Annotated in this window: 16 protein-coding genes; 9 read left to right on the forward strand and 7 right to left on the reverse strand. The window is 58.3% G+C overall.

Going from position 1 to position 23220, the window contains the following annotated elements:
- Positions 1-64 precede the first annotated feature (64 nt).
- Complete coding sequence (locus ODQ19_RS15120) at positions 65-772, reverse strand: aspartate/glutamate racemase family protein (RefSeq protein ID WP_330210505.1); 708 nt, start codon at positions 770-772, stop codon at positions 65-67.
- 257 nt (positions 773-1029) lie between these two features.
- Between ODQ19_RS15120 and ODQ19_RS15125 the strand changes: the two genes are divergently transcribed.
- The 4 genes from ODQ19_RS15125 to ODQ19_RS15140 all read left to right on the forward strand — a co-directional run bounded on the left by ODQ19_RS15125 (position 1030) and on the right by ODQ19_RS15140 (position 5406).
- The gene (locus tag ODQ19_RS15125) at positions 1030-3255 is read left to right on the forward strand and encodes a cytochrome P450 (protein ID WP_330210506.1); all 2226 of its coding nucleotides are present in this window, start codon (positions 1030-1032) and stop codon (positions 3253-3255) included.
- Positions 3252-4049 (forward strand): class I SAM-dependent methyltransferase, encoded by a 798-nt coding sequence (locus tag ODQ19_RS15130; protein WP_330210507.1) that lies wholly within the window; start codon positions 3252-3254, stop codon positions 4047-4049. The genes ODQ19_RS15125 and ODQ19_RS15130 overlap by 4 nt, the downstream gene beginning before the upstream one ends.
- 47 nt (positions 4050-4096) lie before the next feature.
- Complete coding sequence (idi, locus tag ODQ19_RS15135; protein ID WP_330210508.1) at positions 4097-4660, forward strand: isopentenyl-diphosphate Delta-isomerase; 564 nt, start codon at positions 4097-4099, stop codon at positions 4658-4660.
- Positions 4661-4734: 74 nt separating this feature from the next.
- Entirely contained in the window at positions 4735-5406 is a 672-nt protein-coding gene (locus ODQ19_RS15140; protein WP_330210509.1) for a DUF3313 domain-containing protein, read from the forward strand.
- Between the two features lie 54 nt (positions 5407-5460).
- Here the strand turns inward: ODQ19_RS15140 and ODQ19_RS15145 are convergent, their stop codons facing one another.
- Both ODQ19_RS15145 and ODQ19_RS15150 read right to left on the reverse strand, forming a co-directional pair.
- Positions 5461-6861: a DUF1254 domain-containing protein gene (locus ODQ19_RS15145; RefSeq protein WP_116668402.1), complete on the reverse strand. Its 1401-nt coding sequence runs from the start codon at positions 6859-6861 to the stop codon at positions 5461-5463.
- Between the two features lie 114 nt (positions 6862-6975).
- Positions 6976-7329, reverse strand: a complete 354-nt coding sequence (locus ODQ19_RS15150) for a response regulator (RefSeq protein ID WP_330210510.1) — start codon at positions 7327-7329, stop codon at positions 6976-6978.
- 262 nt (positions 7330-7591) lie between these two features.
- On the opposite strand from ODQ19_RS15150, the gene ODQ19_RS15155 reads away from it, so the two are divergent.
- The 5 genes from ODQ19_RS15155 (at position 7592) to ODQ19_RS15175 (ending at position 14159) form a co-directional block, all read left to right on the forward strand.
- On the forward strand, positions 7592-11089 hold the full coding sequence (locus ODQ19_RS15155; RefSeq protein ID WP_330210511.1) for a response regulator: 3498 nt from the start codon (positions 7592-7594) through the stop codon (positions 11087-11089).
- Entirely contained in the window at positions 11090-11920 is an 831-nt protein-coding gene (locus ODQ19_RS15160) for a CheR family methyltransferase (RefSeq protein ID WP_178088130.1), read from the forward strand.
- Positions 11917-12516, forward strand: coding sequence for a chemotaxis protein CheB (locus tag ODQ19_RS15165; RefSeq protein WP_116668406.1), 600 nt, complete (start codon positions 11917-11919; stop codon positions 12514-12516). Before ODQ19_RS15160 ends, ODQ19_RS15165 begins: the two co-directional genes overlap by 4 nt.
- Positions 12510-13703 carry a hybrid sensor histidine kinase/response regulator gene (locus tag ODQ19_RS15170; protein WP_330210512.1) on the forward strand — a complete coding sequence of 398 codons (1194 nt, stop codon included), beginning with the start codon at positions 12510-12512 and terminating at the stop codon, positions 13701-13703. The genes ODQ19_RS15165 and ODQ19_RS15170 overlap by 7 nt, the downstream gene beginning before the upstream one ends.
- 78 nt (positions 13704-13781) lie before the next feature.
- Positions 13782-14159, forward strand: a complete 378-nt coding sequence (locus ODQ19_RS15175) for a response regulator (protein WP_034135014.1) — start codon at positions 13782-13784, stop codon at positions 14157-14159.
- Between the two features lie 41 nt (positions 14160-14200).
- Here ODQ19_RS15175 and ODQ19_RS15180 read toward each other — a convergent pair whose 3' ends face one another.
- The 4 genes from ODQ19_RS15180 to ODQ19_RS15200 form a co-directional block, all read right to left on the reverse strand.
- Positions 14201-18379, reverse strand: coding sequence for a hypothetical protein (locus tag ODQ19_RS15180; RefSeq protein WP_330210513.1), 4179 nt, complete (start codon positions 18377-18379; stop codon positions 14201-14203).
- A 161-nt stretch (positions 18380-18540) separates the two neighbouring features.
- On the reverse strand, positions 18541-20211 hold the full coding sequence (locus ODQ19_RS15185; protein ID WP_330210514.1) for an ATP-binding protein: 1671 nt from the start codon (positions 20209-20211) through the stop codon (positions 18541-18543).
- On the reverse strand, positions 20211-21710 hold the full coding sequence (locus ODQ19_RS15190) for an ATPase domain-containing protein (protein WP_330210515.1): 1500 nt from the start codon (positions 21708-21710) through the stop codon (positions 20211-20213). The genes ODQ19_RS15185 and ODQ19_RS15190 overlap by 1 nt, the downstream gene beginning before the upstream one ends.
- Positions 21711-21916: 206 nt before the next feature.
- Positions 21917-22975 (reverse strand): tetratricopeptide repeat protein, encoded by a 1059-nt coding sequence (locus ODQ19_RS15200; protein ID WP_116667527.1) that lies wholly within the window; start codon positions 22973-22975, stop codon positions 21917-21919.
- Positions 22976-23220 lie beyond the last annotated feature (245 nt).

Here is a 23220-nt window from a genome sequence, read left to right on the forward strand (position 1 = left end):
TTGACTGAACCACCGCTTTCGCAGGCAAGCCAGCTCCCACACGGGTCATGCATTGCTCACAGAATCAGCGCCCGGTACAGATGCCTTGTAAGGCAAACCCCACTGCGGCCTGCGCATGCAGCGCGGTGGTGTCCAGCAGCGGCAGGGCGCTGTGTTCGGGCTGGATCAGCAGGCAGATTTCCGTGCAGCCGAGGATGATTGCCTCGGCGCCTTGTGCAGCGAGTGCCTGGATCGCCCGCTGGTATACCTGGCGCGAGGCATCACTGATGACGCCTATGCACAACTCCTCATAGATGATTCGGTGCACCGCCTTGCGTTCATCCGCGTCTGGCACCAGCACGGTGAGCCCCTGGGCGGCGAGGCGCGATTTGAGGAAATCCTGCTCCATGGTGAACGCTGTACCCAGCAAGCCCACCGTCAAGGTCCCGGCCGCCAGGGCCGCAGCCGCCGTGGCGTCGGCAATATGCAGGAAGGGGATCGACACCGCCGCCTCAATGCGCGGCGCCACTAAGTGCATGGTGTTGGTACACAGCACCACACAATCAGCGCCCCCGGCCTGCAAGCGCCGTGCGGCATCTTCCAGGATCAGCGCGGCATCGTCCCAACGCCCAGCATGCTGAGCCTGTTCCACCGGGCCGAAATCCACGCTGTACATCAACACTTGCGCCGACCGCAGCGGGCCGAGCTGGTCGCGCACAGACTGGTTGATAAGGCGGTAATACTCGGCGCTGGACTCCCAGCTCATGCCGCCGATAAGGCCGATGGTGCGCATAGGGTGCTCCTGAAAAGGGATGTGCCTTCACCTTACCCACTCCAGGCGGATGAGTCATACGCAGTTGCCGCCCCATTCACCGGAGCAGTTTAAGCAACGTGGGTGATCGATCATTGTTCGGTGCTCAGCACGCTCCGTTTTCTCCTACGTCGAAAGACCGCCATTGCCGGGTGACCTTCGGATACCCCTCACATCCTGAGTTTTTGATTTCAAATAAGGTCAGCCCCACTGAAAGTTTGATTCCAGAGGAGCTTCTCATGGCACCGCAACACTGTGAAGGCGATACCGGCACCCGCCACAACAGTCATTCTTCGCCGGAGCCGCTCACTATTCCCGATATCCAGCTACCTTTCGCCGTTGCACCGCCGCGTGCCGACACTGAACGGCTGCGTGCGCATGCGCTTGCTTGGGCGCAGCGATATGGTTTGATCGGCAGGCGTGGCGCGCATCGGTTGACCACCACGACACTGCTCGACCTGGGAATGGCATTGTGCGCGCGGGCGCCCACGCACCGAGCGCAGACCCTGGTGTGCTGGTACCTCTGGGCGCTTACGCTGGATGACCGTATTGATGACGGACCCTGGGCGGAAAACGGCGCGTTGGAGCACTTCATCGCCGCCGTGCAGGCGTTGACCGACAGCGGCGTTGCTGCCTCGTCAGGTGAACGCAGCGGGTTCGAGGACCCGATGCTGGCTGTTCTGGTCGATGACTTGTGGCCCGAGATTCAGCGTTGGGGCAGCGGGCCTTGGCGGCAGAGGCTGGTGGGGCACTTGCTCCAGCATCTGCGCGCGCAGGCGACGCAGGTACGCATGCGAGAAACCGAGACGGCACTCGCCCTGGCTGAGTATTTGCCGTTGCGCCGGGATTCCTTCGGCGCCCTGTTCTTTTTTGATCTTATCGATGGTGCCGAAGCCCTGGACCCGTACGAGCATCCTGCGCAGGTGGAAACGTGGAACAGGTTGCGTACGCACGCTGCCGATATCATTGCGTGGACGAACGATATCCATTCGGTTGCCAAAGATGTGGTGTGTGGCGAGCGCTTCAGTCTGGTGTCGATACTCGCGCACACCGCTGGCCTGGACTGGCCTGGCGCGATAGAAGCAGCCCATCAGATGGTCAACACGGCAGTTGCGCAATTCACGGCAGCCGCTGCCGAGCATGCCCATTACCCGCCGTGCGCTGCGACCGATCCGGACCGGTTGCGTCAGGTTGTCCGGGCGGCGGGGGACTGGCATCGCAGCGTTTCGCGCTATCACCTACAGGCCGCTGGCTCCACGTTACAGCACAGCCGGCAAGTGGATCTGGCGATGACTGCGCCGACGCTCAAGTCCCGCCAGTTCGAAATCGACCCGTACCCCTTGTATGAGCGTTTACGCACCACACTGCCGATCGCGTACGACGAGCCCACCGATGTATGGCTGGTCAGTCGGCATGTGGATGTCAAAGCCGCATTGACCCACCCGGGGGCAAGCAATCGTAACTATACCTGGCAGATTGGGCCGCTGCTGGGGCACACCATTGTGACCATGGACGGCTGCGAACACGCCCAGCACCGTGCATTGCTCACCCCTTCGTTCCGCAGCAAGGCGCTGGTAGCACTTGAAGCGTCTATCACCGCAGTCACCACAGACTTGCTGGCGCGTATGCAGGGCCGTTCTCAGGTGGACCTGATTGCCGATTTCACCGCCGCGTTGCCGGTACGAGTGATGGCGCACGCGTTGGGCCTCCCGGCACACACCCGAGAGCAGGTGGAGCAGCTCAAGCGTTGGTGCGCCATCGGCTTCGCGTACATGGGCAACTATCGTCAGGACCCAGCGCTGTTGACCGGTGGGTTATCCAACCGAGACAGTTTTTACGACTTTATCCAGCCCTATATCGACGCTCGGCGTGTAGAGCCCAAAGACGACTTGATTTCACAGCTCCTGGCGGCACGCATTGACGGCCAGCCGTTGTCCGAGTCCTTTGTGCGGTCCTATTGCGCGATTCTGATGACGGCGGGCAGCGAGACCAGCCATGGCGCGCTGGCGAATCTGATTGTCAACCTGTTGAGCGAACCCGGCGTGAAAGAGGCGGTGATCGCTGATCCAGCACTGATGGACAATGCCCTCACCGAAACCCTGCGACGCAACCCGCCTTTGCAACTCGTGCTGCGGGAGGCGACTGAACCGCTGCAACTGCCGTCGGGAACGATTCCTTGTGGCGCAACCCTGGCCTGCTTGATCGGTTCGGCCAACCGCGATCCGGCCCAATTCACCGACCCGGACACCTTCAATATGTTGCGCACCGAACAGGCGACCAGCCATTTCGCCTTCGGAGCGGGGCGCCACTTCTGCCTGGGCTCCATGCTCGCCCGCATGGAGATCACGATCGGCGCGCGCATGCTGCTGCAGACCTTTCCCAACCTACGCTGGGCTCCGGGGTTCAAACCCCAAGAGCGCGGGTTTCTCAATCGCTGCCCTGATCAATTGGAGGTCGTGCTTTGACCACACCTGTTTCCACCGAGCAACCCGGCTACACCCGTAGCTATCTCGCCGACCAACACGCGGGCCAATTGGCGAGATTGCAAACCTTGGAGCGCGCCTTTGACCCGTTAAGCCATAGGGTTTTTGACCGATTGGATCTGCCGGACGCCCCCGCCATTCTTGATCTGGGCGCCGGTGCCGGATCGCTCGCCGGCTGGTTGAGCCAGCGATATCCCGACGCAACGGTTACCGCCACGGATATCGATACCCGCTTCCTAGTCGATATCCCCGGCATCAAGGTCATGACCCACAATGTCACGACCGATGATTTTCCTGCCGCATCGTTCGACGTGGTGCACGCCCGGGCGCTGCTGTGTCACCTCACTGACCGCGAGGAGATAGTGACGCGAGCCGCCACTTGGTTACGACCCGGTGGCTGGTTGGTGATCGAAGATGTGAGCCTGCAACCGAGCCTCAGAACGACGAACCCGTTGTTGCGCAAAGTCGCCCAGGCCGGAATCACACTGTTGGAGCAGTCCATCGGGTCTGACATGTTCTGGGCCGATGGGCTGCCTGATCGGCTACGTGACCGGGGGCTTGCCAACGTGGGACATCGCACCCTCGAAGGCCGAATCGGCGACAACAGCCCGGCGGATGCCTTCTGGGCAGCAACCACCGCTCAGGCAGGGCCTGCATTGCTGGAACTTGGGTTACTCACTCAGGCCGATCTGGATGCCATGGCCATGCTGCGTGCCGATCCAGCATTCACCGACGCCGCGTTGACCTTCGTCAGCGCCTGGGGACAAATTCTTTAGCTTGATACTGTGTGGCGCGCGCCTCATTGCACAGAAGGAGATCCAGCATGATCCACGAGGTAGTGTTAGTCGACGCACAGGATGTACAGATTGGCGTGTGTGATAAACGCGATGCTCACCTGGGAGCCGGGCAGCTTCATCGCGCTTTCTCAGTGCACTTGATTGACAGCCGCGGGCGTCATCTGCTTCAGCGTCGGGCAGCGGATAAAATGCTTTGGCCAGGTTTCTGGTCGAATGCTTGCTGCAGTCATCCTGCACCTGGCGAGACTATTCTGGATGCCGCCTCTCGTCGTCTGCGCGAAGAGCTAGGCATTTGGGCTTCGTGCCGTGTGCTCTATCACTTTGAGTACCATGCTTTGTTTGGCTCGATCGGTGCCGAGCATGAGCTCTGTCATGTGCTGGTTGCTCAATCTGATGCTGAGGTCTTGCCCGTCCCAGAGGAGGTCAGCGACATCAAGTGGCAGACCCGCGCCGAAATAACGGCCCAGCTTGCAGAGCCCCAAGCGCCATTCACGCCCTGGTTTCGAATGCAGTGGCAGCGCCTTCTATCAGAGCATCCTTCGTTCGACACGCCCAGGACCGAGGTGACGCTCCCACCGTTGAATCGTTAAATGAGGTGCAATGCCCCGATATTGGCTATACCTACCACTCGTTCTTACGATGATGGTCGCCAAGGAGTTCACTAATGAAGCTAAGGCTAATGATCGGCACACTGTGCGTTGCCTCGTTCGGTTTGGCCGGTTGCGCGAGCAAGGTGGTGCAACCGAATGAGTATTCAGGGTTTCTTTCCAACTACAGCCAGCTCAAGGAGGCCAAGTCACCCTCGGGGGCCGAGGTGATGCGCTGGGTTGATCCACAGCTGGACCTGAGCCGTTACACGGCGGTGTACATCGAGCCCACCCAGTTTTACCCCAAGCCCCAGGCCACTTCCCGGATTCCCGAGAGCACGTTGCGGGGCATCAATGACTATTACAACCAGGCGCTCAAGCGCGAGCTGGCTCAGTCGCTGCCCGTGGCCCACGCCCCAGGCCCAGGGGTGATCGTGGTAAGGGCGGCGATTACCGCCGTGAGCAGCAAGACCGAGAGCCTCAAGCCTTATGAGTTTATTCCCGTCGCCCTGGTGGCCGCGGCAGTGAGTACGGGCACCGGCATTCGCGACCAGGAAACCACCCTGGGTACGGAGGCGCAGTTTCTCGACGGCGCCACTCATAAAGTGCTGGCCCAAGTGGTGCGAAAAGGCACCGGCAAGCCGCTGGCTAATGACTCCCAAGTAATGAAAGCCGACGATGTGAAAAACGTCATAGACGGTTGGGCGTCGGACCTGCACCAGTCCTACGTGAAACTGAAAAAACACTGAGTCAAAAAAAAGCGCGGCGGGTCATCACCCGCCGCGCTTTTTTATTCGCAAAGATTATTTAAGCGGCGTCAACGCGGGTAGCTTCCACTGGCCGCTAGCGACTTCAGGCTTGGGCAGGTAAATGCGCAAGACCGCGTAGAACGGGCCGGGCGGGGCAGGCAACCAGTTGCTCTGCTCAGCCTTGGGCGGCTCGTGGTGTTGCAATGCCAGGGTCAAGCCACCCTCCGCGTCGAGCTTGAGGCTGGGCAACATCTGCGAGTTGATCAGGTAGCGCTTCTTGTGGTTGGGCACCAGTAATTTGGTCTTGGCGTCGTACATTGTCAGCGACCAGAACCCATCGGCCGGCGGCAGTTGGTCCTTGGCAAAATGCACGGTGTAGCTGTGGCGCGCTCCATTGGCCGGCTTGCCCTCGCTGTCGATGACGTAGCTCAAGTGCACGGCTTCATCACTGGAGTTGCCGAACATCCCCAACTCGGCACCGGCGTAGCGGTACAGGTAGTTGTTTTGCAGGTGGTCGCGGCTGCCGTACAGGTCTGCGCCGGTTACTTGGTGGGTATCCACCTTGGCCTTCTTGAACGCCGCGAATTCAGCACGACCATCGGCGATGCCGTCTTCCAGGGCCTTGCGCTGCTCGGCGGTCAACTGGTTGACCTTGAACGGTGCGCCTGGGGCAATACCGATTCTGGCAAAGCGCGCCAGCAGGTCTTTTTCGCTGTCCTGGGGCGCGGCGAAGGCCAGCATGAAATTCAGGTAACGAAACAGTTGCGGGCCTTCGGTCATGGTTGCCATCGGCTTGGGCCACTGGACCTTCGGTACCTTGGTCGGGGCAGGTTGCTTCACATAGCTGCTCAGCGGCTGCACTTTGTAGCCGCTCTGGATCTGCTTGACCTTGCCCAGGTCCTTGTCATCAAACAGCTGCGTGCGATAAAGCGCGTAGGCGATGTTGCTTTCGCTGTAGACCACACGGTCGATGTCCACCGGCTGCTGACCTTTCCAGTCAGGCCCGGCGATCATGTAGTGGCCACCGTTATTGCCGGTGCTGCGGGTGCCCAGGTAGGCGAAATTCTGCGTATAGAGGTCGATCAACTGCACCGAGTAATAGCGGTTGTCTTCAATCTTGGGCAGGGTCAACACCAGAGGTTCTTTGCGCAGGTCCATCCACACGAATGAGTAAGGCGTGTCGACGTTCGGGGTGGTAACTGCGTTGTCCTTGGGGGTCAGCACCTGGGCGCTGTTGTCGATACGATTGAACGGCGCCTTGAAGTGGGCGCCGCCTTTGTCAACGGCCTGGGTGTAGAGCGTCTTGTACATCTGCACCACCGGGAAGCCGTACAGGTAGGCTTCCTTGGCGATGGCCCGGGCTTCGCTGGGGCTTGCGGTGAAGTCAGCCCAGGCGCCGGAGCTCATGAGTATCGAGAGGCTCGCCAACAGCAGGCGCGTCGGTTTTCCAATCATGTTGTTGCGTCCTTCCTGAGTGCTATCTGAGAGCGTGGCGTGAAGGCGCTGAGTTTCCTGTTTTATTGGCCGGACGTCACGTTAATCTCTGCAAAGGACGGTAGGGAAGGGGCGTTAGAGCATGGATTTGACTTTGTCACGCAATTGATCGATCGAGAACGGCTTGCCAATCACCTGCATGCCGGCGGGCACATCGATATTTTCGGCATAGCCGCTGGCAAACAGAATCGGCAGGGTGGCGCGCAGTTCGCGGGCTTTGATTGCCAGTTGTTTGCCGTCCATATCGGGCAGGCCAACGTCGGTCATCATCAGGTCGATGACCTGGTTGGTATCTTGCACCTTCGCCAGTGCTTCCCCAGCATCCGCGGCTTCGAGCACCGTGAACTCCAACTCTTCGAGGACATCGACGATCAGCATGCGCACAATGGCGTCGTCTTCGACTACAAGGATGGTGGAGGCGTGGGACATAGTGAACTTTCCTGAACAGTGAGAGCGCTGGGCTTAAAGGCAACTAGATTGTGAGTGATAACAATGCCAGCAAGTTCCAAAGCAATGGCTGGCATTGTGACCTTAGCGACGCAAAAAGTCCCGTCAGCTTGCGTGTTGACTTACAAAGGTACCGTCGCCATTCGCTTGAGCGCATCGCTGCCAATCAACGCACAAACATAGCGTTGAGCCATGTTATTCGGGCAAACTTGCGGTTTTCCCGCATTTGGCCAAGGCAATGCCCATGACACCCGCGTCGTCCGTCGATGAAAAAAGCTTTCGTACCCTGCTGAGCCGAAACGTGGCCCTGCCCTTGGGCGTGGGCGTGCTCAGCGCGGTGTTTTTCGTCTGCCTGATTACCTATTTGCTCTCGGTGATCCAGTGGGTGGAGCACACCGACCGCGTCATTAACAACCTCAATGAGACGTCCAAACTGACGGTTGACCTGGAAACAGGTATGCGCGGCTTCCTGATCACCGGCGACGAGCATTTCCTTGACCCTTATGAAGTGGCCAAGCCGCGGATCATTGCCGACCTGCGCAATCTGCAGGACCTGGTAGCCGACAATCCGCAGCAGGTTGACCGGCTCAAGCGCTTGGAAACCTTGCAGACCGAATGGAACAACTACGCGCAGTCGATGATTGAGCTGCAGCGCAACAGCGGTGATTACCGTGGTGCGGTCAAGGCGGGCCGGGGCAAGCGGCTCACCGATGAGATTCGCAAGGAATACGAAGACGCGGTGGCGATGGAACAGCAGTTCCGTATCACCCGTAACGCAGAGGTCACCCGCACGACGGTGATCAGTGTCACGCTGTACCTGGTGTTTGTACTGGGGTTGAGTGGTTTTCTGGCCTACATTGGCAGGAAGAATTTAATTTCACTTTCAAAGAGTTACAGTGCAAACCTCGCGTCGCAACAGAAGATTGCGCGGCGCCTGGAGCAAACCGCCTGGCTGCGCAATGGCCAGACCGAGCTGGCCGAGCAAGTGCTCGGCCAACTGACCCTGAACATGCTGGGGCGCAATATCCTGCAGTTCTTCGCCCAGTACATGGGCTCGGCCGTCGCTGCACTGTATGTGCGCGAAGAGCACGGCGGCCTCAAGCGCGTGGCCACGTATGGTTTCTCTCGCGAGCAGGAACAGCAGGAACAGTCGATCTACAGCGACGAAGGCATCGTCGGGCAGGCCGCTCAGCTTGATCGCCTGATTCGCCTGGATGATGTGCCGGTGGACTACTTCAAGGTCAGTTCCGGTCTTGGCGAAGGGGCCACTCGCAGCATCCTGGTGATGCCGACCAGCGATGATGACCGCGTCAACGGCGTAGTTGAGCTGGGTTTCCTGCGCCCACTGGATGAGCGCGATATCGAATTGCTGGAGCTGATTGCCGGCAATATCGGCACCTCCATAGAAGCAGCCCGCTATCGCCAGCGCTTGCAGGAAGTGCTGGCCGAAACCCAGCAGCTCAACGAAGAGCTGCAAGTGCAGCAGGAAGAACTCAAGACCGCCAACGAAGAGCTGGAAGAACAGTCGCGCATCCTCAAGGAGTCCCAGGCCCACCTGGAAACCCAACAGGCTGAGCTGGAGCAGACCAACGAGCAACTGGCCGAACAGACCCAGACCCTGGCCGAACAGCGCGACGCCATGGACCGCAAGAACATCGAGCTGAACCAGGCCCAGCTTGAGCTGGAAGACCGCGCCGATGAGTTGCAGCGCTCCAGCAAGTACAAATCCGAATTCCTTGCCAACATGTCCCATGAGCTGCGCACGCCGCTCAACAGTTCGCTGATCCTGGCCAAGCTGCTGGCTGATAACCCTCAGGAAAACCTCAGTGCCGAACAGGTCAAGTTTGCCGAGTCGATCTATTCGGCCGGCAACGACTTGCTCAACCTGATCAACGACATCCTGGATATTTCCAAGGTCGAGGCCGGCAAGCTGGAAGTGCGCCCGGAAAATGCCAGCGTCGAGCGCCTGGTGGACGGCCTGCGCGGCATGTTCGAGCCGCTGGCAATGGACCGCAAGCTGGGCTTCCACGTGGACGTGCAGCAAGGCTCGCCAACCCTGCTGTTTACGGATCGCCAGCGCCTGGAGCAGATCCTCAAGAACCTGTTGTCCAACGCCATCAAGTTCACCGAGCAGGGTGAGGTCAGCCTGTCGGTGTCCCGTGCGCCGGGGGAGGGCATTGCCTTTACTGTGCGCGACTCCGGCATTGGTATCGCCCCGGATCAACAGGAAAGCATCTTCGAAGCCTTCCGTCAGGCCGACGGCACCACCAATCGTCGTTATGGCGGTACTGGTTTGGGCTTGTCGATTTCCCGTGACCTGGCCACCTTGCTGGGTGGCTATATCAGTGTGACCAGCGAACCGGGCAAGGGCAGCATTTTCACGCTCGTATTGCCTGAACAGTATGTCGAGCGCGACGAGGACGCGGCGACGATCGAGCCACCGCGTCAAGTGGTGGTCGCACCAACGCCTGCGCCGGTCAAGGTTTCGCCGCTGCCGATAGCCGACGCCAAGCTGATCCCACGCTTTGCCGATGACCGCGAAAAAGCGCCGTTCAGCACCCGTTGCATCCTGGTAGTGGAAGACGAGCCGAATTTTGCGCGAATCCTGTTCGACCTCGCCCACGAGCTGGGTTACCACTGCCTGGTCGCCCACGGTGCCGACGAGGGCTACAGCCTCGCCGAGCAATACATTCCGGACGCGATCCTGCTGGACATGCGCCTGCCAGACCATTCCGGGCTGACTGTGCTGCAGCGCCTCAAGGAACACGCCAACACGCGCCACATCCCGGTGCACGTGATTTCTGTGGAAGACCGCGTCGAAGCCGCCATGCACATGGGTGCCATCGGATATGCGGTCAAGCCCACCACCCGCGAAGAACTCAAGGACGTGTTCGCGCGCCTGGAGGCCAAGTTGACCCAGAAGGTCAAACGCATCCTGCTGGTGGAAGACGATGACCTGCAGCGCGACAGCATTGCCCGCCTGATCGGCGACGATGACATCGAGATCACTGCCGTAGGCTTCGCCCAGGAGGCCCTCGACCTGTTGCGCACCACCATCTACGACTGCATGATCATCGACCTCAAGCTGCCGGATATGCTCGGCAACGAGCTGCTCAAACGCATGGCCACCGAGGATATCTGTTCGTTCCCACCGGTGATCGTCTACACCGGACGCAACCTGACCCGTGATGAAGAAGCGGAGCTGCGCAAGTATTCGCGTTCGATCATCATCAAGGGCGCGCGCTCCCCGGAGCGCTTGTTGGACGAAGTCACGTTGTTTCTGCACAAAGTCGAATCGCAGTTGTCCCATGACCGCCAGAAGATGCTCAAGACCGCCCGCAGCCGCGACAAGGTGTTCGAGGGGCGCAAAATCCTGCTGGTGGACGACGACGTGCGCAATATCTTCGCCCTGACCAGCGCCCTGGAGCACAAAGGTGCTGTGGTGGTGATCGGGCGTAACGGCCAGGAGGCCATCGATAAACTCAATGAAGTCGAAGATATCGACTTGGTGCTGATGGACGTGATGATGCCGGAGATGGACGGTTACGAGGCCACCGCCTTGATCCGCCAGGACCCACGCTGGAAAAAACTGCCAATCATTGCCGTGACGGCCAAGGCCATGAAGGACGATCAGGAACGTTGCCTGGCAGCAGGCTCAAACGATTACCTGGCCAAGCCGATTGACCTGGACCGCCTGTTCTCACTGATTCGCGTATGGCTACCGAAGATGGAACGCATTTAAGTGGAGCAGTGTTTCTTGGATAAGAGCAGCGATATTGAGCTGCGCCTGTTGATCGAGGCGATTTACCTCAAGTACAGCTATGACTTTCGCGACTATTCGGGTGCGTCGGTCAAACGCCGTGTGGCCCATGCCTTGCGTCAGTTCGACTGCGCGACCATTTCTGCACTGCAAGAGCGCGTATTGCACGACCCGTCGGCCTTTATGCAGTTGCTGCAATTCTTGACCATCCCGGTGAGCGAGATGTTTCGCGACCCGTCGCACTTCCTGGCGATTCGCCAGGAAGTCGTGCCGTTGCTCAAGACCTACCCGTCGATCAAGATCTGGATCGCCGGTTGCAGCACAGGGGAGGAGGTGTATTCGATGGCCATCTTGTTACGTGAAGAGGGCCTGCTGGAACGCACCATCATCTACGCCACAGACATCAACCCGGCGTCGCTGGAAAAAGCCAAGCAAGGCATCTTCTCGCTGGAGAACGTGCGCGCCTACACCGCCAATTATCAGCAGGCCGGCGGGCAACGTTCATTTGCCGACTACTACACAGCGGCTTACGATTACGCGATCTTCGACAAGACATTGCGCGAGAACGTGACCTTTGCCGATCACAGCCTGGCGACCGATAGCGTGTTCTCAGAAACTCAATTAATTTCATGCCGTAACGTATTGATTTATTTCAATAAGAAGTTGCAAGATCGAGCGTTTGGCTTGTTTCATGAGTCGCTGTGTCATCGCGGCTTTTTGGTGCTGGGCAGCAAAGAAACCCTGGATTTTTCCGCCTATAGCAAGCAATTCGAGCCCTTGGTCAAGCAGGAACGGATCTACCGAAAATCATGACCGACGTGCCAGACACCCCGATTCGTGGGATCGAAGCCATCGTCGTCGGCGCTTCCGCCGGCGGCGTCGAGGCGTTGCTGAGTATTTTTGGCCAACTGCCGAGCAGCTTCGGCCTGCCGATCATTGCCGTGCTGCACCTGCCAGATGAGCGCCGCAGCCAACTGGCGGATGTCTTTGCGCGGCGCCTGAACATCCCGGTCAAGGAAGCTCGGGACAAAGAAGCGCTGGAGGCGGGCACCTTGTATTTTGCCGGGCCCGGTTATCATCTGTCGGTAGAGCAGGACCGCAGCCTGTCCCTGAGCCAGGAAGACCGAGTGCACCATTCCCGGCCGGCCATCGACTACCTGTTTTCCTCGGCGGCCGATGTGTATGGGCGCCGCCTGCTCGCCATTTTGTTGACCGGCGCCAACCAGGACGGCGCAAGCGGGCTGGCCCACGTCAAGCAATCGGGTGGCACTACCATCGTGCAGGACCCACAAGAGGCACGCATTGCCGTCATGCCCCTGGCGGCCCTGGCCTTGCACACACCTGACCATATTCTTTCCTTGAGCCGAATCGGCTCATTGCTGGCTTCCCTGGAACCTTTCCCATGTTAAGTACTGTCCAGGCCAAACTGCTGATCGTCGACGATCTGCCGGAAAACCTGCTGGCCCTCGAGGCGCTGATCAAGCGTGAGGATCGCCAGGTCTTCAAGGCACTGAGTGCCGACGAGGCGTTGTCCCTGTTGCTGGAACATGAATTCGCCATGGCGATCCTCGACGTGCAGATGCCTGGCATGAACGGTTTCGAACTGGCCGAACTGATGCGCGGCACCGAAAAGACCAAGAACATCCCCATCGTGTTTGTCAGCGCCGCTGGCCGCGAACTCAACTACGCCTTCAAGGGCTATGAAAGCGGCGCGGTGGACTTCCTGCACAAGCCGCTGGATATCCATGCGGTCAAGAGCAAGGTCAACGTGTTCGTCGACCTGTATCGCCAAAGCAAGGCGATGAAGCTGCAAGTCGAGGAACTGGAGCGCAGCCGCCGCGAGCAGGAACTGTTGCTCACGCGCCTGCAGGCCACCCAGGCCGAGCTGGAACAGGCGGTGCGCATGCGTGACGACTTCATGTCGATTGTCGCCCACGAAGTGCGTACGCCCCTCAACGGGCTGATCCTGGAGACCCAACTGCGTAAGATGCACCTGGCCCGGGACAACGCCGCGGCGTTTACTCTGGACAAGATGCACGCCATGGTTGACCGCGATGAGCGGCAGATCCAGAGCCTGATTCGTTTGATCGAAGACATGCTCGACGTGTCGCGTATCCGCACGGGCAAGCTGTCGATTCGCCCGGCGCGCATCGACCTGGCACAACTGGTACGCAACCTGGTCGATAACTTCGCGCCGCAAGTGGCAGCCGCCGAGTCGTCCATGCAGTTGCAGGCCGAAAGCCCGGTGGAAGGCTGTTGGGATGAATTCCGTATTGAACAGGTGATCACCAACCTGCTGACCAACGCACTGCGCTACGGGGCCAAGAGTCCGGTGCAGGTGCGGGTGTATACCGAGCATGGCGAAGCGCGGGTAGAAGTGCGCGACCACGGCATTGGTATCAGCGAGGAGAACCAGAAGCGTATTTTCCAGCAGTTCGAGCGGGTATCTGCCAACCATTCCGCAGCCGGCCTGGGCCTGGGCTTGTTTATTTCCGAGCAGATCGTGGCAGCCCATGGCGGCACCATTGAGGTCGAGAGCCAAATAGGCGAGGGCGCCCTGTTTCGCGTGTGCCTGCCCCTAGAGGCGGCCGAGTGAAATCAATCGTCACTTCAACGCAACCTCTGCGTGACCCCATGGTCGTAACTGCAGCAATTGACCGGACAAAGGCTTCCCATGAGTGAAGATGCACAAGATGTCGTACTGATCGTCGAGGATGACGAATCCATTATGTTTGTGCTGGGTGAGTACCTGGCAGGCTTGGGTTACCGGGTTTTGAAGGCGGTCGACGGGGAGCAGGCCTTCGAAATCCTTGCGACCAAACCGCACCTGGACCTGATGGTCACCGATTACCGCCTGCCGGGTGGGATCTCCGGCGTGCAGATTGCCGAGCCTGCAATCAAATTGCGTCCGGAGCTGAAAGTGATCTTTATCAGCGGTTACCCGCAGGAGATTCTGGACTGCCACAGCCCGATCACGCGCAATGCGCCGATTTTGGCCAAGCCGTTTGATCTGGATACGCTGCAAGAGCATATCCAGCGTCTGCTCGCATGAGGAGTGCGGCGCCCAATCAGGGCGCCGCGTACTTCAGAGACTTAGCGTTTTGCCTTCTGAACATTTGCGTTTAGCTGGCTGGCTGGCGTGTACGCATACTCCCAACCGACTTTTCCGCCAAGTCCATCGATAAAATCTTGAAGACCTTTGTGGTCGCCACCGCTGATTGTGTAGACCGTCATTCCGCCGCTTTGCTTAAGAGGATGGCCACTTTTGAGCATTGCCAAGTCCAGGTCCGGGCTATTGGTATTGAAAAGGATCAACTCATTGTTGTTGGTTTTTTGTATATAGACAGTGTGGGCAAAGTCCCCCCCTTCATTGGCATACTTGAAATTGAGAAAGCCGGACTCGGTAATCTCGGCGGGGTTGAAGGTTTTTTTTATGCCGTCGGGCTTGATGCCCATGAGTTCGAGATAACGGGCCGTGTAGTTGGTGCCACCGCCGCGGCCTGTGGCAGCTTTGACGGCATCGTATACTTCAGGCGAAAGGTTTTTTTCAGCTTCCCCCACGCGCATGGATGCCTCGTAACAGATCAGCCCTTGATTGTCTGGGTTTGCGTGCAGTTTCTCCCAATTCAATTGCAGCTCTCGGCTGGAAAGGGCACGTGGCTGGCCGGAGGGGATCAAGGGGGTGTCATACAGCTCGACGAACTCGGAATCGAATATGCTATTTTTTTTTCGCCACTCGTCGTCGTGTTCAAACACATTGAACTCTAAGGTGTTTCGATCAGTACCGTGAGTTTTATAGGATACGTCAAGTTTTTTGTCGCGAAAGTGTTTGTCCAGGCCCGCGTGCATCAAGTCTGAGCTCTCGAATTTTGCCAGACCATAATTAGGGTCGTTAAACCAAAAGACTTTTTTGCCATCTTCGATTTTAACACCGGCGGCCATTGCATGCCCCGGCGCGTCAATCATGATGGATTTGGGGGGCGTAAGACCGTCCAGCTTTTTTACCATGTCCTTTACGGACAGTAGCTCCGAGGTTTTTCCGGCATAGAAGGCGGTTTTGGTTTGAGTTCCTTGCTGAAGCTTATTCAACTTTTCGATGAAGCGTCTGCACGCGGGGTCCGAGGGGAACGCCGCAGCGGTATACAGATTTTTAATGAATGTGAGGTCCTTCCCTTGCTCCATTGCGGTCGCCATGATGCGCGAGATGGCAGCGCATTGCCCTTCAGACAGTTGGGATGTCATTCCAATATAAGACGCTTGCGGAATAGGAAACACCGTGCCGAAGCGCGGCTCTATATTGTCCGTGAACCGCGCAGCGCCGCGTCGACCAAACTCGTAGGCATAGTCATCGTACTTTCTGACAATGATACCCACTTGCTCAGCAGTGAGGTTACCGTTACTGACGAGGGCCATGAGGTCCGCCGGCTTATTAACTTTGGACAAGCCCGGAACACTGCTCGCGTCTCCAATACGATAACCATTGTCAAAATCCACCTTTCCACGGTGATCATTAACAGTTTTACGCCATGTATTGACGATATCATCGCTAATGGTGCGCACATCGGGAGCCGAAGTGGCGGTCGCCCATTTTTTGAAATCATCCACTTCTATTCGGGGAGAGGGCAGGAAGTCCTTTAGCGGCAGGCCATGAGGTTTAAGGGTGACAGGGTCCAAGGCATACCAACGGCCGTTCCATGTTACCGCTGCGACTTCTGCAATTTCTCCATTAATCTTGGCGGTGCCTATCGCGCCGGCGTCGAAGTTGCTGAAGATCTTTTTTATCACATCGTATTTGTCAGCCCCGGACATGGCCCATTCGACGAATTTTCTGGCGCCGAGTGATGCAAGTTGTTTTCCGCCCGTTCCCAGGGTCTTCAGCAACGCGCCTGCACCGTCCAGTGGGTTGAGCGAGCTGACGACGGCACTCGACAGGATTTTTGCCCCACGCGTGACGTGCCGAAACGCGGAAGCTCCTATCTTCAGTGCTTTGGCGCCTTTTGCGGCAGCGCCGAGGGCGACAAAAAAACCCAGGGCATCAAGCGCCAGGTCAGCGATGCCGGCGCCGATATTACCTTTCGAAAAATTATTGATGGCAGAGTAAAGTGGAACAAGATTAAGGAAGAATTCGCCTACTTTCTTGTTGATAGACTCTTCGGTCTCGAACGTTGTCATGCCTTGAGCCATCTTTTTATATGACTGAGCGTCGACAAGTTTCAACTTGGCACCCGCGATGTACCGTGTCCTCTCGCTAAAGTAACTTTTTGGAGGGTGCGCGGCGTTTGTCTGGTCGAGTAATTTTTCTGTATGCCCATCAGGAGGGCTCACTGGCGCCAGGAGTTCAAAGGAATCTCCAGGTTTCATTCCTTTGGGTATAGGGGCCCTCTTGCTGGGCACAGGACCGATTTTAAAATCGTTCATATCATCCCGTTTTAGGATGGTATTTTTTTGCCAGTCTATTTCATAAGTCTGTGTTATTCCGTCGAGGGTGCTGCGTAAAAAAATCTTCGACTCATTCCTGGGTACGCTTGTTAATACCCCTGTCGTATGGGGGAGATGAACGGTAAATTGTTGAGCAACGGTAAGTTGCCCGTACTCAATCATCTTGCGGTCAGCGATGGGCAACGAGGCGATCAAGTGCTTGGTTTGCGCAGTGATGGCCGCCTCATAGCTATCAACGTAAGCGGAAAATTCGCGTTCAAATTCAGCCTTTAGATCTGCTAATAACGAGCGTTCCGTGCTCAATCCGGCACGAATAGCAGGCAGGCTTATGTTGCTATTGCTTGACCGCCATTGTGAATCCCTAGGCCCGAGCCGGTTAGTAAGGAATAAATCCAATATCGAGTAAGGCCCAGGAAAGTCATACCCGGCACTGTCGCGTGTTATGCATTTTTCTTGAAGATCTGCCAGGGATAAGTGCGGCAAAAGCGACTGCAGCTTTTCCAGGACTTTCTTGTGAAATTCTGGCATCTCGGTTGCAAAGGCTGTGGAGGCTGCGCTCAACTCAGTCACTTGCTCTTTATAGGCGTTGCGTACTTCCTCCATCTGCGCATCTGTATAGGCATCGTCGTGCTTCGCGCCGATGATGCCCTGAGCGACGCCCCAGTCTTTCAGCGCCTCGTTCTGGGCGCGGTACTCAACGAGCCGTTCTTCTTGAGTGAGCGGTATCTCGTCAGCCTGGCTCATGACCTGAGCAAACGTCATCTTGCTGGTTGAACCGGGCGCCTGGGCTTCAAGTCGCGCCACTGCCGTAGTGAAACGCACCCATGTGTGGGAGCCGAACGTCACTTGCTCAGGTATATCTTTGACCAATAGATGTGGCGCCTTTCGAGATAACAGCACAGCCACGGCGAGTGCCGCGGTCCGAGGCGTGGCTTTTTTCATCTTGATCAAGTGGTCAGCCATCGCGTTTCTTATAAAGGACGCGCTCTTGCCCGATAGCTCTGCATCGGCGAAGTTGAATCCAGCGGCTGTGGTTCTCGCCGAGGTGGGCGAAAACCTGTGCAGGTCGTGTTCCAGTGAGAGCGAAAGCGCCGCAAGCATCCACTCTTGCAGCGATGTAGGCGAGCCCAGTTCACCCAGTTGCGATTTTTGAAGGTTCAAGTCCTCTTTGAAGGGACTAAGCGCCTCTGCGTACGTGAAGGATGTCTGCAATAATCCTGCGGCGTACGCCGTGATGCTCGCTGTTTGCTCAGCCAGGGGTAGGGAATCATTGATAGGTATAGGTTTACCGTGAAACCTGGCGACTTCTGACACGCTCGCCGTGCTCTCTGTAGCGACCGAAATAAAGCCGCCATAGGGGGCTAGCGTTTTAGCGGCGTTCATGAGCACCTCGCGGCCAGCAAAGTCGCTTAAATCGACGGTTCCAAAGCCGAACGCTCCCGGGACGATGAGGGTGCCGTTACTTACATCGATCATGGTTCGCTTTGACAGCACAATATTTTTCTCGGCTGCCCAACGCTTCATCTCGGGGCTTTGGAGAATGTCGTGAAGATGAGTTCGCCATTTTCCGTAGGTTGACGTCGCAGGGATATTTTCAACGATTGCCTTGCGTGGGTCTTGATTGCTGGATATGTGCTTTTTCACCGTTTGCGCAAACAGCGCGGCCAACTCGCTGTCCGCGTTGGCCGCTGGAGTGTCTTCTGTCAGCGGCGCTGTACTTGTTATAAGGGCGGGGGGGAGAGCTATTGGGGCTGGCGGCGCAACGGCTATGTCCTCCGAGGGGGGGAGTCCTACAGGAGGGGATTGAGGAGCAGTGAAAGCGGTTGTCATCATTGATGGAATTTCCTGGTCAATGCCGATTGAAATGTTTTTTCGTACGAAGCGCGTTAACCTTTCGTTGGAAAAAAACCGGCGTCGATTCCATCACTTACTTATAAATAAACGACAATTTGTTACGCCATGGACAGCGTCGCAACTGTACAGACAGGCCGTATTTATGCCCGAATCATTTCCCGAACCTTCGCTGTGAGTAAGTCAAAGGTGAAAGGCTTGGTGATCAACTGCATCCCCGGGTCCAGAAAACCACCGCGCACCGCCGCGTGCTCGGCATACCCTGTAATGAATAACACCTTGAGTTCAGGGCGAATTTGTCTGCCGATTTCCGCCAACTGCCGGCCATTCATACCGGGTAACCCGACATCGCTGATCATCAGATCAATACGCTGTTCGGACTCAATGATCGGCACCGCCGTGTTCGCGTCTGCGGCTTCGACGAACCCATAACCCAGCTCTTTGAGCACGGCGCTGACCAACACCCGTACCGCAGGGTCATCTTCGACGATCAACACCGTTTCCCCTGCATTGGCAAACGGCAGCAATGTCGGGTTGAGCGGCTCCTGGGCTTCGGGCTCACCGATAAAACGCGGGAGGAACAAGCTGACCGTGGTGCCTTTGTTGACTTCGCTGTGGATGGTCACATGCCCACGGGACTGACGAGCGAAGCCGTAGATCATCGACAGCCCCAGCCCCGTACCCTGGCCGATGGGTTTGGTGGTGAAAAACGGATCGAACACCCGGCCAATCAAGTGTTGCGCAATACCGCAACCGTTGTCGCTGACACTCAGCTCTACGTAGTCGCCCGGTGTCAGGGTGCCGTAGGCGGCGGTAAAGACACTGTCGAGGTGACGATTAGTGGTCTCCACGGTCAGTGTGCCGCCTGTAGGCATGGCGTCGCGCGCGTTGATCACCAGGTTGAGCAGGGCGCTTTCGAGCTGGTTCGGGTCGGCTTCGGCCGTCCACAAGGCGGCGCTCAGGCGCATGTCCAGGCTGATGCTTTCGTTGATGCTGCGTTGCAACAATTCCCCCATGGCCGTGACCAACTGGTTGATCTGCACGGGCTTGGAATCAAGCGACTGCCGGCGGGAAAACGCCAACAGGCGGTGGGTGAGGCTGGCCGCGCGGTTGGCCGAGGTCACGCCCAGGTCGATCAGGCTGTCCAGGTCATCCAGTTTGCCCCGGGACACACGCCGGCGCAGCAATTCCAGGCTGCCAATAATCCCGGTGAGCATATTGTTGAAATCATGGGCGATACCGCCGGTCAACTGACCGACGGCTTCCATTTTCTGCGACTGGCGCAAGGCCTCTTCGTTGTGACGCAGTTGGGCGGTACGTTCTTCCACTTGCTGCTCAAGGGTTTCCAGAGTGCGATGCAGCCGCAGCTCACTCTCGCTCAAGTCAATCAAGCGGTCCCGCGCTTCATACTGGCGCCGCCGACCGCGCAATGCGGCGCTGACCAGGCTGATCAGGGTGATGGGGTGGAATGGCCGCTCCAGAAACGTGACGTTGCCCAGCAAGCCGCTCAGCCGGGTCGAGCCGTTCTGCTCTTTGCCGCCATGTTGAGTCATCAGCACGATCGGCAGGTCGGACCAGGCGGGCTGCTGATGCAACAGCTCAAGTAACGGCTCCAGGTCTACGCCACGCAATGCCTCAGCCGCAATGATGAGCAGGCCGGCGCCTTGCGTCAGCTCTTCGCACAGGGCGGCGAGACTGTTGGCGACAATCCCGCTGTAGCCGGCTTCGTTAAGCATCAACAGCGCCAATGAGCCATCGCGGCCCATGGGCGCCAGCACGATGGCGCGCTCGGAGATGGGAGAAAGGGCCGGCACTAGCCCTCATCCTTGAGCAGGGGGGAGCCGGCGCCCATATAGGTCGGAATGCCGCGCAGCACACCCTGGAAGTTATCCAGGGGAACACCCACCGTCATGCCGTGGCTGCCGATGCGATATTCGCGAATGGTCGACTCATGGGAGCCGGTTCTTTTCTTGATGATCGAAATCGCCCGGCGAACTTTACCCAGGGCCTCGAAATAACGCAGCAGGATCACGGTGTCGGCCAGGTAGGTGATGTCGACCGGCGTCTGCATGTCGCCGACCAGGCCGTGCTGGGCCACCGTCATGAAGGTGGCCGCACCACGGCGGTTGAGGTAAAGCAGCAGTTCATGCATATGCAGGATCAGCGCGTTTTCTTCGGGCATGGCCGCCTGGTAGCCGTTGATACTGTCGATGACCACGGTCTTGATACCGCGCTCATCCACGCAGCGGCGAACCCGGTGGGAAAATTCGCCGGGGGAGAGTTCGGCGGCGTCGACCTGTTCGATCAGCAGGTTGCCGGTGTCCCGTAAGGCGGCAAGGTCGATGCCCATGTTCTTCATGCGCTCGAACAGCAGGCCCAGTTCTTCATCGAAGATGAACAGCGCAGCCTTTTCGCCTCGGGCCACGGCGGCGGCAGCGAAGATCATCGAGATCAAAGACTTGCCGGTACCGGCCGGGCCAAGAATCAGGCTGCTGGAGCCGGTCTCGATCCCCCCGCCGAGCAGAGAATCCAACTCCTCGATACCGCTGCTCATGGTTTGACGGTTGTAACCGCCGCGATGCTCGGCCGCCACCAGGCGCGGGAATACGTGAATGCCGTCGCCCATGATGGTGAAGTCGTGGAAGCCGCCACGGTATTTCTGGCCACGGTACTTCACCACCCGAATGCGACGACGCTCGGCGCCATAGTCGGGGGTCAGTTCCTCCAGGCGAATCACGCCGTGGGCTACGCTGTGAACGGTCTTATCCAGGGACTCGGTGGTGAGGTCGTCCAGCAGTAATACAGTGGCGTCATAGCGCACGAAGTAATGCTTGATCGCCAGGATCTGCCGGCGATAGCGCAAGGAGCTTTGCGCCAACAGGCGGATCTCCGACAGGCTGTCGACCACCACACGGGTTGGCTTGACCCGTTCCACCACTTCAAAGATCTGGCGGGTGGCTTCGCCCAGCTCGAGGTCGGAGGAGTACAGCAGGCTTTGCTGGTGTTCGGCGTTGAGCAGGCTTTCCGGTGGGGTCAGTTCAAAGATATGAATATGGTCATCCAGATCCCAACCATGGGATGTGGCGCCCTGGCGCAATTCGCGCTCGGTTTCGGACAGGGTGATATATAAGCAACGTTCGCCGTTTTGCGCGCCGGCCTGCAGGAAGTGCAGGGCCACGGTGGTTTTACCGGTGCCGGGTTCGCCCTCAAGCAAAAACACGTGGCTACGCGATAGCCCGCCGGCAAGAATGTCATCAAGACCTTCGATGCCGGTGGCCGCCTTTTCACTCAACAGCTGTTTGGATGTACTCAAGAAGTGCCCTCAGGTCACGTACAAGTAGAGGGGCGCGCCGACTGGGACGCGCCATATTCACTTGACCGTAGTGACACGTAGCGGTTCAACGTTTTGTAAGAATTACAGCCGTGTAGGAGCGAGCTTGCTCGCGAAGATCCGGAGGGCGCCGCTGTGAGCCAGGCAGCTCGCGTTATCGTTAACGATCTTCGCGAGCAAGCTCGCTCCTACAGGCCCTGCTGTAACGCCGGATCATCCGGGTTCTGTTGCTCCAGTTGGGCGAGCAGCACCTGGACATTCTGCAACTGCCCGGTCTCTTTCCAGTAATTGACCAGCAACACCCGGGCTTTGCGGTTGGCGGGATGCCGCTGGACGATTTCTTCCAACTGGCGCTGGGCCGCCTCTACTTCGTCCTGGGCGTGCAGGGTCGTGGCCAGGTCGTAGCGATAATCCGGGTTGTCCGGCGCAAGCTCCACCGCCTTGGACAGGCCGAGCAGGGCGTAGGGGCGCTCGCCATGATGCAGCAGCCACATGCCCAAGGCATGTTGCAGGTAGGCCGACTCCGGATGCGCCGCCAGTTGCCGGGCCAGCAGTTGGCGCGACTCGTCGGTCTTGCCTTGCTTGTCCAGCAGTTCGATTTGCGATACCACCGCTTGCAGGTTCTCCGGCTGCAAGCGCATTGCCTGCTCCAGGGCGTTTTGCGCCTCTGGCAGCAGGGCACTGTGGATGTACAGGCGCGCCAATTGAATCCAGCCTTCGGCGGTTTCGGGTTGAGCCTTCAGGGTTTTAACGAATTCGTCGAGCACCTGCTGCAGCGGGCCAAAGTACAGGCCCAGGGTGTCGGGGGACAGGCCCAGCAAGGCGTTGGCGGCGGCAAAGCGCACCGGCTGTTCGGGATCGTCCAGCACCGGGCCGAGCAGCAAGGTACGTTGGCCAGTGGGCACCAGCCCAACGATGCTGTGAATCGCGGCCTCGCGCACCAGCGCCGATTCATTGGCCAGGTCTTTATCGGCTAGCTTCAGCGCCTGGGGGCTGGGGTAATTGGGCAGCTCAGCATGCAAGGCGGCGCGGCGCTCGGGCGACAGGTCCGGCCGGCCCAACTGTTGGTACAACACACGTGCGGCGCCGGGCTCGCCGTTATGCGCCTGCTTCAAGGCCTTGGAATAGCCATGGGCGATGGCTGGAGGTACGGCCACTGCCGGGGTGCGGGAGAAAAACCAGGTGATCAGTACGATCAGCAACAGGGCGCACAGGCCGATGATGGAGTAACGGCGTGACTTTGACATGCAGGCGTCCGAAAGCTTGGGCAGCTAAAAGTGGACAGCTTCGGTCAGCGCACGGCGAGTGTCAAACCGGTGGTTCAGTGACAGCTGTGTTGACTGACACGCCGCCTTCGCGAGCAAGCCCGCTCCCACAGGGAGTTGCGCCTGGCGCTGATTCTTTGGGTGATACATAACCCCTGTGGGAGCTGGCTTGCCTGCGAAAGCGGTGGTGCAGTGACAGCTGTGGTGACTGACACGCCGCCTTCGCG

It is taken from the genome of Pseudomonas sp. AM4(2022), from assembly GCF_036346515.1.
Taxonomy (GTDB): Bacteria; Pseudomonadota; Gammaproteobacteria; order Pseudomonadales; family Pseudomonadaceae; genus Aquipseudomonas; species Aquipseudomonas paracarnis.